The sequence below is a fragment of the Mucilaginibacter sp. P2_A4 genome (assembly GCF_056405015.1).
Genome location: NZ_JBFUCX010000002.1, coordinates 301,225 through 316,429, shown reverse-complemented (window position 1 = coordinate 316,429; position 15,205 = coordinate 301,225). Strand labels below are relative to the sequence as shown.

General features: G+C 42.6%; 17 protein-coding genes. 6 read left to right on the top strand and 11 right to left on the bottom strand.

All coding sequences use genetic code 11. The features are described 5' to 3' along the window. Positions 1–733 precede the first annotated feature (733 nt). Together AC1DYB_RS05340 and AC1DYB_RS05335 are read left to right on the top strand one after the other, a co-directional pair. Positions 734–1,501 (top strand): hypothetical protein, encoded by a 768-nt coding sequence (locus AC1DYB_RS05340; RefSeq protein ID WP_477433087.1) that lies wholly within the window; start codon positions 734–736, stop codon positions 1,499–1,501. Between the two features lie 71 nt (positions 1,502–1,572). Then, positions 1,573–2,355: a hypothetical protein gene (locus tag AC1DYB_RS05335; protein ID WP_477433085.1), complete on the top strand. Its 783-nt coding sequence runs from the start codon at positions 1,573–1,575 to the stop codon at positions 2,353–2,355. Positions 2,356–2,855: 500 nt separating this feature from the next. On the opposite strand, the gene AC1DYB_RS05330 is transcribed toward AC1DYB_RS05335, so the two are convergent. Continuing rightward, a complete protein-coding gene (locus tag AC1DYB_RS05330) occupies positions 2,856–2,981 on the bottom strand; it encodes a hypothetical protein (protein WP_477433083.1) in 126 nt (41 codons plus the stop codon). Positions 2,982–3,340: 359 nt separating this feature from the next. On the opposite strand from AC1DYB_RS05330, the gene AC1DYB_RS05325 reads away from it, so the two are divergent. Together AC1DYB_RS05325 and AC1DYB_RS05320 are read left to right on the top strand one after the other, a co-directional pair. Continuing rightward, positions 3,341–3,637 (top strand): ArsR/SmtB family transcription factor, encoded by a 297-nt coding sequence (locus AC1DYB_RS05325; RefSeq protein WP_295717797.1) that lies wholly within the window; start codon positions 3,341–3,343, stop codon positions 3,635–3,637. Positions 3,638–3,665: 28 nt separating this feature from the next. Continuing rightward, entirely contained in the window at positions 3,666–4,769 is a 1,104-nt protein-coding gene (locus AC1DYB_RS05320) for an NADH:flavin oxidoreductase (protein WP_477433081.1), read from the top strand. Between the two features lie 219 nt (positions 4,770–4,988). Here AC1DYB_RS05320 and AC1DYB_RS05315 read toward each other — a convergent pair whose 3' ends face one another. From AC1DYB_RS05315 to AC1DYB_RS05290, 6 genes are all read right to left on the bottom strand, one after another. Then, positions 4,989–5,462 (bottom strand): SRPBCC family protein, encoded by a 474-nt coding sequence (locus AC1DYB_RS05315; protein ID WP_295717802.1) that lies wholly within the window; start codon positions 5,460–5,462, stop codon positions 4,989–4,991. Positions 5,463–5,505: 43 nt separating this feature from the next. Continuing rightward, on the bottom strand, positions 5,506–6,342 hold the full coding sequence (locus AC1DYB_RS05310; protein WP_477433079.1) for a sulfurtransferase: 837 nt from the start codon (positions 6,340–6,342) through the stop codon (positions 5,506–5,508). Between the two features lie 60 nt (positions 6,343–6,402). Further along, positions 6,403–6,876, bottom strand: coding sequence for a ribonuclease H-like YkuK family protein (locus tag AC1DYB_RS05305; RefSeq protein ID WP_295717807.1), 474 nt, complete (start codon positions 6,874–6,876; stop codon positions 6,403–6,405). 572 nt (positions 6,877–7,448) lie between these two features. Next, a complete protein-coding gene (locus AC1DYB_RS05300; RefSeq protein ID WP_477391246.1) occupies positions 7,449–8,180 on the bottom strand; it encodes a lysophospholipid acyltransferase family protein in 732 nt (243 codons plus the stop codon). Between the two features lie 41 nt (positions 8,181–8,221). Then, entirely contained in the window at positions 8,222–8,782 is a 561-nt protein-coding gene (locus AC1DYB_RS05295; RefSeq protein WP_477433077.1) for an NUDIX domain-containing protein, read from the bottom strand. Between the two features lie 407 nt (positions 8,783–9,189). Continuing rightward, a complete protein-coding gene (locus AC1DYB_RS05290) occupies positions 9,190–9,708 on the bottom strand; it encodes a protease (RefSeq protein WP_477433075.1) in 519 nt (172 codons plus the stop codon). Between the two features lie 192 nt (positions 9,709–9,900). Here AC1DYB_RS05290 and AC1DYB_RS05285 point away from each other — a divergent pair, with 192 nt between their 5' ends. After that, a complete protein-coding gene (locus tag AC1DYB_RS05285; protein ID WP_477433073.1) occupies positions 9,901–11,340 on the top strand; it encodes a glycoside hydrolase family 125 protein in 1,440 nt (479 codons plus the stop codon). 14 nt (positions 11,341–11,354) lie between these two features. Here AC1DYB_RS05285 and AC1DYB_RS05280 read toward each other — a convergent pair whose 3' ends face one another. The 3 genes from AC1DYB_RS05280 to AC1DYB_RS05270 form a co-directional block, all read right to left on the bottom strand. Continuing rightward, positions 11,355–12,119, bottom strand: a complete 765-nt coding sequence (locus tag AC1DYB_RS05280; protein WP_477433071.1) for a hypothetical protein — start codon at positions 12,117–12,119, stop codon at positions 11,355–11,357. Beyond that, a complete protein-coding gene (locus AC1DYB_RS05275; protein ID WP_477433069.1) occupies positions 12,116–12,532 on the bottom strand; it encodes an ABA4-like family protein in 417 nt (138 codons plus the stop codon). Before AC1DYB_RS05275 ends, AC1DYB_RS05280 begins: the two co-directional genes overlap by 4 nt. 121 nt (positions 12,533–12,653) lie before the next feature. Continuing rightward, positions 12,654–13,301, bottom strand: coding sequence for a Crp/Fnr family transcriptional regulator (locus AC1DYB_RS05270; protein ID WP_477433067.1), 648 nt, complete (start codon positions 13,299–13,301; stop codon positions 12,654–12,656). A gap of 490 nt (positions 13,302–13,791) precedes the next feature. Here AC1DYB_RS05270 and AC1DYB_RS05265 point away from each other — a divergent pair, with 490 nt between their 5' ends. Next, positions 13,792–13,971: a histone H1 gene (locus AC1DYB_RS05265; RefSeq protein WP_090652322.1), complete on the top strand. Its 180-nt coding sequence runs from the start codon at positions 13,792–13,794 to the stop codon at positions 13,969–13,971. Between the two features lie 167 nt (positions 13,972–14,138). On the opposite strand, the gene dapA is transcribed toward AC1DYB_RS05265, so the two are convergent. Continuing rightward, positions 14,139–15,017 (bottom strand): 4-hydroxy-tetrahydrodipicolinate synthase, encoded by an 879-nt coding sequence (gene dapA, locus AC1DYB_RS05260; RefSeq protein WP_295717825.1) that lies wholly within the window; start codon positions 15,015–15,017, stop codon positions 14,139–14,141. Positions 15,018–15,205: the final 188 nt, after the last annotated feature.

Sequence of the window (15,205 nt, the reverse complement as noted above, 5' to 3'; positions counted from 1 at the left end):
ACTTTCAATCTCAATCAACTATCGTTGTTGCGGGGAACGAAGCAATCTCCGAACTATTTACGGCTATTTGGTTAATGGTATTGTTTAGTTGTAACGGACAACATTGGCCCGCTCTTGGCCGCGGGAGGGCCAAGTCCTTTTTGTCTTGAAACAAAAAGGACCAAAAGACCGAGCATAGCGAGATAATGAGCACCTATAAAAACAAACAACCGCGAATAATTCAAGTCAGCAGAAATGCTTCTTTGCGCTCGGTGCCTCTGCACTGCAAAACGAACAAAACCGGGGCTGGAATTATTTTGCCCCCGGCGCGCTTAGTCCCACGCACGTGCAAAAACTTCCTATGCCCTGCAGCCGCACAGCCCCGCATTGTTTTGTCCGTTTTCGCCCGAAGCTGTTCTGCTGACGTTTTTTGGGACAATGAGGGCTTTGGGGTGTTAGCTGAAATGAGTTGAGGGCATATGTTGAGTACCTGCCGCAATCGAACAGCAATTGGAGCACCGATCTGTGAAGACACAGATCGCGGGGTTAGGTTTGTCTTGATTCTTGATTCTTGACTCTTGATTCTTAACTCTCGATTCTTGACTCTTAATTCTTATTCCTTGACGTTATTCAATATTTTTTGTAACATCGCATAGTATCTCTGCATCTAAATAAAAAAGTTAAAACACAAAAGTTGGCCGGCGCAAACAATGACCAATAAAACTGCCATGCCGGCAAATCATCAAAAAATATCATGAAAAAAGTATTTATAGCGCTTACAAGTTTGGTATTGCTGGTTTCTGCATGTAACCAAAACCCGCCACAGCAAAACAATGTAACTATTGAAAACAACACCACTGCCGGTTTTGATGTAAATAAGCTGGCGCAGTTTGTAAAAACCAGTACCGACCCACAAACACTGGAGAAAGCCATTAACAACCCCGCCAACCAGATCAACAACCTCGATCTGGATAAAGACGGCAATATTGATTACCTGAAAGTGCAGGAAGCCGACAACAACAAGCTTAATGTAATTGACGATGTGAGCAACTCGCAGGCGGTAACGGTGGCCAGCATAAATGTGCAACCTACCGGCAATAATAACTCGGCCAACCTTGATATACAGGGAAATCCAAGCTATGCGGGGTATAATAACTATTACCACTCCTCATTTGGCTTAACCGACTTTTTAATATTGAGTTACTTTTTGCGCCCGCATAGCTATTATGTGCCGATGTATCATTACGGGTATTATCCATCATACTATACCCGCACCCGTACTTATACCACTTTCAGGCCAACTACTTCGTCGCACATGTCGTCAAGAACAAGCAGCAGCAGGAGCAGTTTAAGTCAGCCGGTAAGGTCGCAAAGATCATTCGGCACACGCAGCAATTCGGGTACAGTAAGGAGCGGCGGCTTTGGTAGCAGGAGTTCGGGCAGTAGCTTTGGTAGCGGCAGAAGTTCAGGCAGCAGGTCGGGCTTTGGCCGTAGTCGTGGTGGCTTTGGCCGCAGGCGATAAGATATCAAACGCGAAATTTTCATAAATTTTAAAAGTCACGGATTTCCTGAAATCCGTTCTAAACAATAGTTATGGCTATTCAATTAAGAAAAAACACAGTTTTATCAAACGATAATAGAAAAACATTTAAGGCAATCGTTATTTTAAACGAAATGATAAATGGCAACCACCAGTTTAGCAACGGTGCTTATGGTGATGATACTGTACTGCAACCTTTATTTGCCGATCTGGTTGCCAATGGTTATATCATTAGCTCGGGTTCAAACTACAAAGTTAGCTCAAAAGGCCGTGGAGTGTTTGATACCTTTATGAAACGTTATACCGAATACTTAAAGGTTTATGACGTTTTTTCCTTTGTAGATCTTGAAAAGGGCGAGTTCGCTTTCGACAGTTATTTCGATTTTGATACCGATGATGCCTGGTTTGATTTTACAAACGACGACCGCTTTGACGACCTGCGCATTGCCGTGGCCATGTTTAAAAAGGCCGATCCGGCAGAAATTGTTTTTATGTCGTTCATTAATGAAAACAGGTTTGATACTACCGTAGCCGGCTGGCAAAATGCCCTTGTTGCTGATGACGCCTGGAACGAGATAGAAGAAATCTGTAACACCGCCATAAAACCCGATGATATTGGCAAAGACGCCATGGTAGATATGATAAACCAGGGATCGGAGCTGATGATCAGGCTGATGGAGGAAGAACAAAAACAAAACAATAATTCAAATAACGGCGGCGGCGGCACTACCACTACTACAATCGTTGTTGAAGAAGAAACAATAGAATATTACCAACCCTATTACGACCCTTATTACATATCGCCAATATGGTTGGTGCCTTTGTTTATCTGGTAATTAGCGGCAAACTACAAACATTTGCTGTTCGAGGACTCTGACTTCGAACAGCAGATGTTCTAAAGGTATAAATGGCTCTATCCGCTTGGCTAAACATATTACCTGAGTTTATAAAACCATATTCCAACCATGGTGATTACGGCATACGTACATACCCAGGGGGCTAAGGATGGCCAATAATTCGAATGGATAATTGCACGGTAATTCATTATAAAAAATGGCAGTAATGATAAAGGTAGACAAACGAAACTCAGATACACTTTCAACATGATTATACTGCTCACCGACTTACCTAAGCATGTTGTTAACCACCATAATAAGAGCCATGATGGTAAGTAAAGCACAAACCCTACGGGAATAGCTACGACTGTATACATCGCATCTGTATCGTTGTACTTTAAAGGATCAGACAATGCAAGTAATACAAAAACAATAACCGGCCCAGAGAGAACTGTTGTTACAAAGATATTACCGGTATATGTTAGTGCTTGCTTCATAATTTATTTAATCCCTCCTACAATGAACATGGCAACAAAAAGCAGTACTACTACCTGGGCATAATTCTTGAATGATGGTTTCCGCACAAACAAAATACCTACAATCGTCCCGCCTACAATACCTATCAAACCTTTAATATATAAGATATGCAAACACATTGCTATGCCCCCTAAAACTAAATACAGGCCAATTACACCAGCTATAATCTTATAAATTAGATGTTTGCTTTGTTCAAGTTCATTGAGTGTTAAGGTTTAGCGATGGCTAATATAAAGTATGCTGCTACCAACTACAACAGCAAAAATGCGTTTTTCCCCGCTGCCCAAACCTACCCGGCTTGTGGCCCCGCACGCTGCATAACAAATAGACAAATCCAACATCCTTCTTAATTACTGATTCCATTATCCCGACTCCCCTCTTTATCAACCCAATGTCATCTCTGCGCTACAAATTGATATATCGGGAAAAGTCGATATATCTTTGTGCCATGAATCAGTTAGAGATTTTTAAAGCACTATCAAACAAAACCCGGCTGCAGATTTTACAGTGGCTTAAGGAACCTGAAAAGAATTTCCCAAAACAGGAATCTGGTTTCGGGAACGGGGTTTGCGTGGGTCTAATTCAACAAAAGGCCGGGCTTACCCAATCTACCGTTTCGGAATATCTTTCGCTTATGCAGCGTACCGGGCTGGTTACCGCTACCCGTGTTGGCCAGTGGACCTATTACAAGCGTAATGAAGAAGCATTTGCCGCACTGAGTAAACTGATTGAGTCTGAACTATAAAACAAACACTTAATAATAAACATATACCATGAGCATTAATAACACCTTGTTCAGGCCGTTTAGCCTGAAATCATTAAATATCAAAAACCGTATCGTGATGGCGCCCATGACCCGTTCATTTTCGCCAAACGGAGTGCCTACTGCCGATGTTGCCGCTTATTACCGCAAACGTGCCGAAGGTGAAGTTGGTTTAATTTTGTCTGAGGGCACCGTTATCGATCGTGTATCATCATCAAACGACGCCAACATTCCGCATTTTTATGGCGATAAGGCTTTGGCCGGCTGGCAAAATGTGATTAACGATGTACACACAGCCGGTGGTGCTATGGGTCCGCAGATCTGGCATATGGGTATCATGGATAACCACCGTTCGGGCTGGGTTCCATCACAGCCTTTTGAAGGGCCATCGGGCTTAAACCGGCCAGGGTTTAACAATGGTAATACCATGACCGATGCTGATATTGCCGATACCATTGCCGCGTTTGGCCGTGCAGCTGCCGACGCCAAAAGGTTAGGTTTTGATTGCGTGGAGATACATGGAGCCCATGGCTATCTTATCGACCAGTTTTTTTGGGATGCCACCAACCAGCGCACAGATATTTATGGCGGTAAAACATTAGCAGAACGCAGCCGCTTTGCAATTGAAGTTATTAAAGAGGTAAGAAAACAGGTTGGTGACGATTTTGCGGTGATTATCCGTTTATCGCAATGGAAACCTGCTGACTATGATAACGTGCTGGCTAAAACACCGCAGGAACTGGAAAGCTGGTTAAACCCAATGGCCGATGCTGGAGTGGATATTTTTCATTGCTCGCAACGCCGTTTCTGGGAAACCCAATACGAGGGCTCAGATCTGAACTTTGCCGGCTGGGCAAAAAAGGTAACCGGTAAGGCTACTGTCACAGTTGGTTCGGTTGGGTTGGATGGTGAGTTTTTAGCCGCCTTTGCAGGCGCCAGCTCAAACCCAAGCTCATTAGATGAATTATTGCGCCGTATGGACCGTGGCGATTTTGACCTGGTAGCAGTTGGTCGCCCCTTATTGGCCGATCCTCATTGGACACAAAAAATCCGCGAAGAACGTACAGATGAATTGAAAGGCTTTAGTAAAGAGGCTTTGATGGAGTTGGTGTAATATATATTAAAAGCTTTGTCATTGCGGAACATCTCAGGGGATAATGAAGGGGAAATGACGTTTTGAAAAGTTTGTCATCCTGAAGAACGAAGGATCTATTCGCAGACTGTGCAGGGCGAAGAAGCATGGTGGAGAATAGATCCTTCGTTCCTCAGGATGACAAAAGTTTTTTTTGCTAACACGTCATAGGAACGAGGCAATGCCTTTTTTTAATACATCCTACCCTTTATACTTCCCAAACATCTCCTCAATAGCCTTTTCCCTAAACGCAAAAATTTTGTTCACCTCTTTACCTACAAAAACCTTGTTGGTGATGGTACCTATAAAGCCATAGGGTATGGCGTAGTGTAATATATCATTCATTTGCACACCACCTTTTATCTCTTTAAAATGATGCTGGTGATGCCATAACGCGTAGGGCCCAAAGCGTTGTTCATCTACAAAGTATTGCTTATCGGCAACATGCGTAATCTCTGTCATCCAGTTCATTTTGATGCCCAGCAAAGGCGATATTTTGTAGGTAATGATCATGCCTGGGTACATTTTTGTATCCGCGGTATAATCAGATGTTACCACAAAGCTCATTTCGGGCGGAGTGATCTTAGCCAGGTTAAGTGGGGATGAAAAAAAATCCCAGGCCTCCTCCAGGGAGATAGGGATTTTTTGTTCGGTTTTTAAAACGTATGTTTTCACAAGCCAATATTAGTTAATACAATATTGTTGTAAATATACATTTTTATCTTGTAGTTGTACCAATTGGCAAATCACGCCTTGACCACTCACTCCAGGAGCCAACATATAATTGGGGGCCGGTAATGCCGGCGTACTCCATACCCAAAAGGGTGTGGCATGCCGTAACGCCCGAGCCGCAGTGAACAATGATATCTTCATGGGCTACATCGCCAATGGTTTCATCATAAATTTTACGCAGCGCTTCGGCCGGCAGGTATTTACCGTCAACATCCAGGTTGGTAATATAAGGCAGGTTATACGCACCGGGGATATGGCCGGCTATCAAATCAAGCGGCTCGGTTTGGCCTAAGTATCTTGGGGTTTCCCGCACATCTATCACAATCCTCTCCGGGTTATGCGCAGCGGTACCTACTTCCTCAATAACAACAGTGCCTGTATAACCGGCAGGTACCGGGTAAGGCGCAACCGGGTTTGGCGTGTACTCTTCGGTGCTTAACTCAATACCCGCATCTGTAGCAGCCTGCAATCCGCCGTTTAATACCTGTACATTTTGATGCCCAATGGCTTTCAGCATCCACCAGAAACGGGCACCGCCAAAGGCCGCAGCTTTATCATCATAAACAATCACATGACTATCGGGTCTTATTCCCAATTTACCCAGGAGGGCTGCAAAATCATTAATATTGGGTAGTGGATGCCTTCCCCCTATTGCGGCATTGGTGACAGGGGCTGCCAAATCCCTGTCCAGATCAACATAGGCAGCATTTTTGAGGTGACCGGCAAGGTAGCGGTCATGGGTATCTTTACCGGCGCGGGCGTCGATAAGTATGGTATTCGGGCCGGCCATAGCCGGATCGTTAATTTCAATTAGTGGCGACATAGTTATTTCGATCTGTAGTAAAGATCAAATATAAATACACCGCTTTTACTTTTGCGCTTTTTACTGCACTATTTTATTGGCGCAGTATGAGCTGGCAAAAGCCTCCGGTTTAGCCTTAAATACAAAGCCCATACTTAAAATGTACCCCATAGCCTCGTGCAAAGCCTGGTTTGATTTAAACATTGGGTTGGTATTAATGTCGGCGTGTACTTCCAGTTCCACATCGTACAGGTCAAGCAAATCGCAAAGCTTGTAGGCAATGTCAATTGATTTTTGCACCTCGCTAAGCATACGCTCCTTGATGCTCATTTTTTGTGATGTACGCTCCTGGTGAATAAACATAAATGCACCACGCTGCTCCCGTACAAAAACAATAACTGTAGCAAAATCAGTTACGGTGCCTTTAACCTGCGAATCGGTTCCGATACATACTTTAAGTTTGTTGCCGAGGTTGGCTTCGCGTTCAATCGCCCTTTCTACCTCTTCCATAATGGGCGATTGGATTACCTCACCGCTGAATTTTCTCCAGGTCATAAAAATTGATTTTAGTTAATTTTAGCTGACCCATTTTATAGGTCTATAAAAATAAGCGATAAGGTTTCATATAAACGTAAACTACATATGATTTATTTGTTAACATTTAGCTGAATATCAACAAGATCGCGTTTTTTCATGACAATTTGAAGATTGAGCGGAATTTTTCCGAGGTGCAGAACAAAGATGTGCAGATATGCAGATTACAGATGTGCAGATGGAGAACTAATATGCAGATTACAGGTGTGCAGACGGAGGATGATTGTGTAGATATACCTGCGGAAGAAAAGGCAGGGGCAATGTGCGATTCCTTCCTCGGGGAAGGGAAGGTAGGGGTTAAATCAGGCGTTCAAGTATATCGCAGATGAATATCGGCAAAACCCCTCCCTGCCATTGCGCGCATTTTAGCCGCACCCCTCCCGTTGGGAGGGAATTAAAAAACCGGCTTACAAATCAGGCGCAAACATCTGGGATGAAAACGGTAAGCTCTTTAACAACCGCATATTATATGCACTTTTGAAACACACCCATCAAAAAAATCCTGTAAATGCTGCCCAATCCTTAATTCGTGTTTAATTCAACGCTGCCCTGATAGCGTTTTCGGCTTCCAGCACCAGGTCTTCCATGGGCCGGCCCGCGGGTTCAATTGGTGAAAGCACCTCCCAGGTCATCGGAGTAAAAGTATTGAGCGGATACTGGCCGTATTGGATCATTTTCCAGGAATCTTTTATGGCGATAGGTACCAGCAAAGCCTCGGGGCATTTTTTAAGTATGGTAGCAATGCCGCCAACCTGGAAGGTTTTTACTGTACCATCTGTTGAACGGGTGCCCTCTGGGAATATCACCGCCGACCATTTATTCTCTTTCATTCGCTGAGCAAGCTTTACAATTTCGCTGATTGATTGCCTGCCATCTTTACGATCAATATTGGCGCCGCCACCATGTTTCAGGTTAAAGGAGATAGACGGAATGCCTTTGGTAAGCTCAATTTTTGAAATAAATTTAGCGTGATATTTACGCAGATACCAGATGAGTGGTGGTATATCAAGCAGCCCCTGATGATTGGCAAGGAAAATAATTGGTCGCCCAACCGGCAGGTTTTGTTTGTTGATGAAGGTAACCGTGTTACCTAACACGTATACCGAGCGTAAAAGGAACAGGTTTAAAATATCCACCGACCTTTTATGTGCCGAATAACCGAAAAAACGAAGGCACACCCACTGGATGGGTTGAAATATAATAAGTATCAATAAAAACACTCCTGTTGCTATCGGAGTAAGGAAATAGCCTAAAAATTTTTTCATTCGACTGGCAAATTTAGGTTTATTTTGTAGAAACCGATGGTCTATATCCGGTTTTCTATAATCAGCAATTGCACTTTTAACACTGCGGCAACCGTCATCGCATCAGTGATTTCACCATCGCAAACCATTTGGTATACGCTGGCAAACGGTAGTTTTTTTACTATCAGCTGTTCGGTATCTTCCGGCTCGGCTTCAAACTGGGCCAGGTCGCGGGCTACATATATAATGCTCAACTCATCACTTACCGAGTTACTGAGATGCAGGCGTTGAATTTCGGTCCACCGGTTGGCTTTCAGGCCTGTTTCTTCCAGCAGTTCGCGCTTTGCAGCATCCAGCGGATCGGTATGATCAAGGCCACCGCCTTCGGGCATTTCCCAACTATATTGGTTCAGCGCAAAACGATACTGCCCTACCAGGTAGGTATTTAGCTCATCATCAAGCGGTAAAACACCTATGGCCAGGTTTTTATAATGCACCTTGCCGTAAATACCGGGATTGCCGGATGGGTTTATTACCTGGTACTCGGTTAAATTTATCCAGGGGTTGTCATACATTACTTTTTCGGAGGTTATTTTCCAGGGGTTATCTTCGGGATGCAACATGGGGTTAAAATAGTAATATTTGCACAAAGGATGAAGGATAAAAAACAGGGAAATGGCTTAAAATTTTATACTCAAATAAACCGATTGATTTTAAACAAGTAACCGCGGTTTAGAAAAAACTGCCGTAAAGTGAATATAAAATATAGCGATGAGCTTTAAACCTTGAGTGTTCGAAAGGTTAAAAGGAGCAGGAGGATGTGCGATTCCTTCCTCGGGGAAGGAGGAGGTAGGGGTTTGACCAGCCATTCACTGCCGCATTTCTCGTCGCTTTTAGAAACCCCTCCCTGCTTTTGCGCGTATTCCCAACCGCACCCCTCCCGTGGGGAGGGAATAAAAAAGCTTTCGAACACTTCTGGGTTAAAATCCATCGCTATATTTTTACAAGTTTCAAAGAGATCAAGCCAATACTACTTTATATAAACAAAAGCAACGCTTTTATTCACTACCAGGCCGCTCATGTTTTGGCCTACATAAGTGATGGTATATTTGCCCGGTTTATCAATAGCGAACCCTTTCAACACATCAACCATCGATAAAATGCTGCCTTTCTGATCAACTTTTATATAGCTACTTGCCGGTGGCGGCATTATTCTTTTGGCCATTGCGCCCCTGTAATCAACCTCGTTCCCATTCTCGTCTTTAACTTCCAGGTACTTGCTCATCAAAGGCTCAAAAGGAGTATGCCATTTACAAAAATGCTGTGCACTATCGGCATGGTTAAAAACCGTAAATTTCAACAATACCGAATCGCCAACTTTAATGGTATCCCTGATCTGCATTTCGGCAACGAGGCCTTTTTCTACAGATTTATCAGCATTTTGTTGTGTTGCGGAATCTGGCTTATGACTGGTGTTTTTGGTTGTATTAACGCTGCAGGCAGAAATCATCATCATTGCTGCAGATAATATTAACATATAGTTTTTCATTCTGCAAAAGTATCCCTTTTATCAGCTTGAAACCGTCTTTGACCTGTAAAATAGAATTAAAATTTGTGTTAAATTAACCCCTGTAAATACACCAGTCTATCTGCGTTATAAAACAGGTAAATTAATTTAGCACGATTTTTTTTGGATTATAAAACGCTTTTATAATTTTACACTCTACCATTTAAACTACTTATGATTACCAGAAGACATTTCATTAAAATTAACAGCGTAGCAACTGCCGGTTTAGGCCTTAGCGCTGTGCCTGTACCCGCCTGGCTTGGCAATACTGCACCTGTATTTGAAAGCCGCCGCCCCAAACTTGCCGACCGCAAATTCACCAGCAAAGCGGTTGAAAGTATCATACAAAAAGTTAAAGCCGACATCAAAGATCCAGAAGTAGCCTGGCTTTTTGAAAACTGCTATCCAAACACGCTGGATACCACCGTTAATTACTCCGAAAAGGACGGCAAACCTGATACATTTGTAATCACCGGCGATATTTTTGCCATGTGGATGCGCGATTCGTCGGCACAGGTTTGGCCATACTTACCCCTTATAAAAACAGACCCCGAACTTAAAAAAGTTATACAAGGGGTATTGAGCCGACAAGCAAAATGTGTATTGATAGACCCCTATGCCAATGCCTTTAACGAAGGCCCAACTGGCAGCGAATGGGATACCGACGTTACCGACATGAAGCCCGAGCTGCATGAACGCAAATGGGAAATTGACTCACTTTGTTACCCGGTGCGTTTAGCTTATAACTATTGGAAAATTAGTGGCGACAGCAGCTTTTTCGACGATAACTGGCAAAAAGCAGGCAAAACCATATTAGATACTTTTAAAGTACAGCAACGTAAAAACGGCAAAGGCCCTTACCATTTTCAGCGTAAAACCGAAACCGCCAGCGATACCGCGCCAAACCGTGGCTATGGCAACCCGGTAAAACCTGTTGGTTTAATCTGCTCTATCTTCCGCCCGTCGGATGATGCTACTATTTACCCTTTCCTTATTCCGTCAAACTATTTCGCGGTTACCAGCTTAAGGCAAATGGCCGAAATGTTTAGTGTGATAGGTAAAGACGCCAAAACAGCGGCCGAATGCAAAGCCCTTGCCGCCGAGGTGGAAGCCGCTATTAAAAAATACGCGGTAGTTAATCACCCTGTATACGGCAAAATTTTAGCTTTTGAGGTTGATGGTTATGGTAATCAATTATTGATGGATGACAGCAATGTTCCCAGCCTGCTGGCCCTGCCCTACCTTGACTCATTGCCCGTTACCGACCCATTATACCAAAACACCCGCCGCTTTGTACTAAGTTTAGATAACCCATACTTTTTTAAAGGCAAGGTTGCCGAAGGCATTGGCGGCCCGCACGTAGGGATAGATTTTATATGGCCAATGGCAATTACCATGCGCGCCTTAACATCAACTAATAAGCTCGAAATAACCCGCTGTTTGCACATGTTAAAAAACACCCATGCAGGTACGGGCTTTATGCACGAAGGTTTCCATAAAGATAATGCCAGCAATTTTACCCGTAAATGGTTTGCCTGGGCAAATACCTTATTTGGCGAGCTCATCATTAAGGTGCATACGCATCACCCGGATATTTTGCAGAAGATGTTATAGTTATAATTACTGTTTTAAAACAGCGGCCTACCTAACATGGCATTATAAAATAACAAGGACACAATTACAAAATACAGGCCGGCAAAAACAATTGCCGGCTTTGCTTTTTTAATTTTGACGAGTACAACAAAAAACGGTACAATTTGCAGCGCATGCAACCCCATAAAATGTGCTATCCGCAAATCGCCGGCACTGCGGCTCCAGTTAAAAAGCGGCAAACCGGGGCCACCATCAGCAGCGCCAACCGTATGTGCCAATTGTGAGGCCATTACGCCACCCTCAAGGGCAAATACACCTGCCATGATAATACCGAGCCTAATTGCCCATAATAAAGCCGGGCTTATTTGCACCGCGCTTACTTTAAAAAACATATACCCCATATAAAGGGCAAACAGCGTTTGCAAAACAATAACTACCCCCATTAAACTAAACAAAGTGGCGTTGTAAAGGCTGGATGTGTTGTAGTGCGATAGCTGCCCCCTGGCAGCCTGGCTGGCAATGGCCAGCATTTCAAACGTCAAAGCAAATACGCTGAAGTTTACAAAGCGTTTTTTGATATGCTCAAACGGCAGATACTGCAACAGCAAAGGCCACGTTAAACAGTAAATGGCTATGGAGATAGCAAACTTGATAGGTTTTATCCATAGGTTGATGCCCATAAGTTGCCGATGATCAAACTGCGCTACGATAACCATCAGTATAAACAAGGCCAGGTGCCCCAACCCACAATAGTAAAATACCGGGCTTTTGGTTTTAATAAAGTTGAATAACGTTTTCATTTACTTGTTTTTACTTTTTGTATAATTTGATAAAGCAGGAAACCGCATGGGCCAAACATAAAGGTAAGTGCCAGGCATGGGATCAACAGCCAATGCGAAATTGATTTTGCCTGCGCCGATTTGAGGATAGAGAACCCTATCAACAAATCAAAAGCCAGGTAATGTACCCAACCGGCAAGCAACAGGTTATCATTATTAAAAAGCACATGTACCTGCTGCAGCGAGTTAAAGCCACCACCCGACGTATTAAAAAAGCCCATAATGTAAATGCAATAGATAACAGATAATAGCAAGGGAACAACTGCATGATCAATTAGCCACGTTGTAACCTTCCATTTGGGGAGTACGATGAGCAGCAGCCATTGCAAAGCTGCAATTGCCCCTGCCGCCGAAAATACCTGATCTGGATTCATATTATTTTTAATTTAAGTTGATGTGTACAGCATAAATAAATGCACACTACAAAACTGGCACTAATGGCTTAGTTTAAAAATGACATGGGGTTAAAAAGAGCAACAAATTTATTAACCTAAGTTAATTTTTAGGATTAGATAGCTTAGCCCTGATGCGGCTAAGGCTTTGAGGTTGAATGCCCAGGTACGAGGCAATCAAGTGCTGAGGCAACCGCTCAAAAATGCGGGGTTGGGTATTTAGCAATTCCAGATAGCGGTTTTCGGCCGATTGCATTTTTAAATTGCGATTGTTTCTTGCCGTATCGATAAATAATCTTTCGGCTATGATGCGGCCAAATCTTTCAAAACGCTGGCTATGATTGTAAAGTGCCTGCATATCGGCATAACTCAGTATAAAAAGCTCAGTATCTTCAATGGCTTCAATAAAATCGGGTGACGGGGCTTGCAATAAAAAGCTTTCATAATCACCAATCCATTCACCTTCAAAAGCAAAACCTATGGTATGATCGCCTTTTTCGTCCCGCGAAAAATAGCGCAAACAACCTTTTTGTACAATGACCATACCTTTGCAAATCTGGCCTTCCTTTAAGTAAAAGCCATACTTTTTTAAGGCTACCACCTTAAGCTTTTGCATAAACATAAAAAGCTCTTCGTCGGTAAAGTCAACGAGTTTACGTAAGGATTGGGTAATAACTTCGTACATAGTAAAGTTGCTGTAAAGGGCAATCTGCCTTAAAAGCATTGTATCAAATATACATTGAATATTCATAATGAGGTGCAAAGCGGGCTGGTAACGCGAATCAAAAGATCAGTTAGAGGCTCAAAAAAAAATATAACAACAGATGATCAGGAAGTTTTTGTTTCGCCTATTCCTATACAACCTAAACCCCTGCGAGCGACAAGCTCGCGGGGGTTAAAAAGATCAAAAAATCAGCCGTGTCGACAAACTTATTATCTGCGAATTAAATACACCAATCAAATAAGGTTTATTTAGGCTAAAAATCATTAAATACTATTTAATATCACCATATTTTAATTATTATCCATATCATTTAAATATGAATAAAATATACTATAGCATATTGCCATATTCATAGTATTCAATAAAAACATAAATACCCTCCTATTGTTAAAAATGTTGAAAAAAACCACTTTAAAGGCATTATTTTTCGTCTTCAAAAATTTTAAATTAAAAAAAAACCTTATAGATTAGCTTTAATTAAAAACAATAGACCTCATAATTTAAAAGGAGTAATTAAATGAAAAAATTTACTGAAGTAAAAGAGCTTGTAGCATCTTTAGAGGCTGACGCCGACAAATTCTACAACAAAGGAAACAGCGCTGCCGGAACTCGTGTTCGCAAAGGTATGCAAGATCTTAAAAACCTGGCACAGGCTATTCGCCTTGAGGTTCAGGAAGCCAAAAACAAAGAAAGCTAAGGAAGATTTTTAATTATCTTATTCCAGATAAAAACCCGGTTACAATCAATAACCGGGTTTTTTATTGAATTAAATCCCGCACCGGATAATTGAGCACCAATACAAACGCAAAAAGGCCACATCAATTAAGATGAGGCCTCTTTTTAAATCTATCCGGCTTACCGTTATTAAATAAACTTTTGTGTTTCCTTAATAATGGCCTCTGCAGTAGTATTACCCACTTGTACCAGTGGTAACCGCACGGTATCGCCACAAACGCCCAAATGCTTTAAAGCGGTTTTAACACCAGCCGGACTGCCATCGGCAAACATCAGGCGGGTAAATTCTATTAAACTATAGTGCGCAGCATGAGCGCCCTTGTAATCATTATTTAACAATAAACGCACCATATCTGATAGCTGCCGTGGCAATGCATTACCAATTACTGATATTACTCCTACTGCCCCCAATGCCATCATAGGCAACGTAACCGGATCATCGCCCGATATGAATAAAAATCCTTCGGGCTTGTCACGCATCAAGTGGTTAAATAAATCGAAATTACCCGAGGCTTCTTTTATACCGATGATGTTTTTAAAATCATTGGCCAGGCGCACAGTGGTTTCGGCACTGATAGTGCTACCAGTACGGCTGGGTACGTTGTATAAAATAACAGGGAGCTTAGCAACGCCGGCAATAGCCTTGTAATGCTGATAAATACCCTCCTGCGTTGGTTTATTATAATGCGGACTTGCTGACAGTATAGCATCATAACCCGTAGTATCAAATGCTTTTACCTGCTCAACAACCTCATGAGTATTATTACCACCTATACCGGCAACCAAGCCAACGCGCTTATTCACTACTTCCGCAGTAAAGGCCCAAACCTGTTTTCGTTCAGCCTCGCTCAATGTGGCGCTCTCGCCGGTTGTGCCTAATGATACCAGGTATTCCACCCCGCCATCAATCAAATGTTCAATAAGGTTTTTCAACCCTTCGTAGTCGATCTGACCATCCGCATGAAAAGGGGTCACCATAGCTACCCCCGTTCCGTAAAATATATTCATGTGTAATTTTAAAGGATGCTAATATAGTGAGATAGTATCAAGTAGTTAGTATCAAGTATCAAGATTTTGTGTGTTTAGTAGCATGAGGCTGTATCGAACAGCAAGATTTTGGTCAGCTCTCACCGGCAGTAAACCACTGATATCGCAACAGAAAACTACTGATAGTATCAAGTAGTTAGTATCAAATA

What these genes read in the sequence shown, in the direction of transcription:
- AC1DYB_RS05335 (WP_477433085.1), top strand. Translation starts at nt 1,573, where the DNA reads ATGGCTATTCAATTAAGAAAAAACACAGTTTTATCAAACGATAATAGA.
- AC1DYB_RS05280 (WP_477433071.1), bottom strand. Translation starts at nt 12,119, where the DNA reads ATGAAAACGTTATTCAACTTTATTAAAACCAAAAGCCCGGTATTTTAC.
- AC1DYB_RS05320 (WP_477433081.1), top strand. Translation starts at nt 3,666, where the DNA reads ATGAGCATTAATAACACCTTGTTCAGGCCGTTTAGCCTGAAATCATTA.
- dapA (WP_295717825.1), bottom strand. Translation starts at nt 15,017, where the DNA reads ATGAATATATTTTACGGAACGGGGGTAGCTATGGTGACCCCTTTTCAT.
- AC1DYB_RS05305 (WP_295717807.1), bottom strand. Translation starts at nt 6,876, where the DNA reads ATGACCTGGAGAAAATTCAGCGGTGAGGTAATCCAATCGCCCATTATG.
- AC1DYB_RS05285 (WP_477433073.1), top strand. Translation starts at nt 9,901, where the DNA reads ATGATTACCAGAAGACATTTCATTAAAATTAACAGCGTAGCAACTGCC.
- AC1DYB_RS05290 (WP_477433075.1), bottom strand. Translation starts at nt 9,708, where the DNA reads ATGAAAAACTATATGTTAATATTATCTGCAGCAATGATGATGATTTCT.
- AC1DYB_RS05325 (WP_295717797.1), top strand. Translation starts at nt 3,341, where the DNA reads ATGAATCAGTTAGAGATTTTTAAAGCACTATCAAACAAAACCCGGCTG.
- AC1DYB_RS05340 (WP_477433087.1), top strand. Translation starts at nt 734, where the DNA reads ATGAAAAAAGTATTTATAGCGCTTACAAGTTTGGTATTGCTGGTTTCT.
- AC1DYB_RS05300 (WP_477391246.1), bottom strand. Translation starts at nt 8,180, where the DNA reads ATGAAAAAATTTTTAGGCTATTTCCTTACTCCGATAGCAACAGGAGTG.
- AC1DYB_RS05270 (WP_477433067.1), bottom strand. Translation starts at nt 13,301, where the DNA reads ATGAATATTCAATGTATATTTGATACAATGCTTTTAAGGCAGATTGCC.
- AC1DYB_RS05295 (WP_477433077.1), bottom strand. Translation starts at nt 8,782, where the DNA reads ATGTTGCATCCCGAAGATAACCCCTGGAAAATAACCTCCGAAAAAGTA.
- AC1DYB_RS05310 (WP_477433079.1), bottom strand. Translation starts at nt 6,342, where the DNA reads ATGTCGCCACTAATTGAAATTAACGATCCGGCTATGGCCGGCCCGAAT.
- AC1DYB_RS05275 (WP_477433069.1), bottom strand. Translation starts at nt 12,532, where the DNA reads ATGAATCCAGATCAGGTATTTTCGGCGGCAGGGGCAATTGCAGCTTTG.
- AC1DYB_RS05265 (WP_090652322.1), top strand. Translation starts at nt 13,792, where the DNA reads ATGAAAAAATTTACTGAAGTAAAAGAGCTTGTAGCATCTTTAGAGGCT.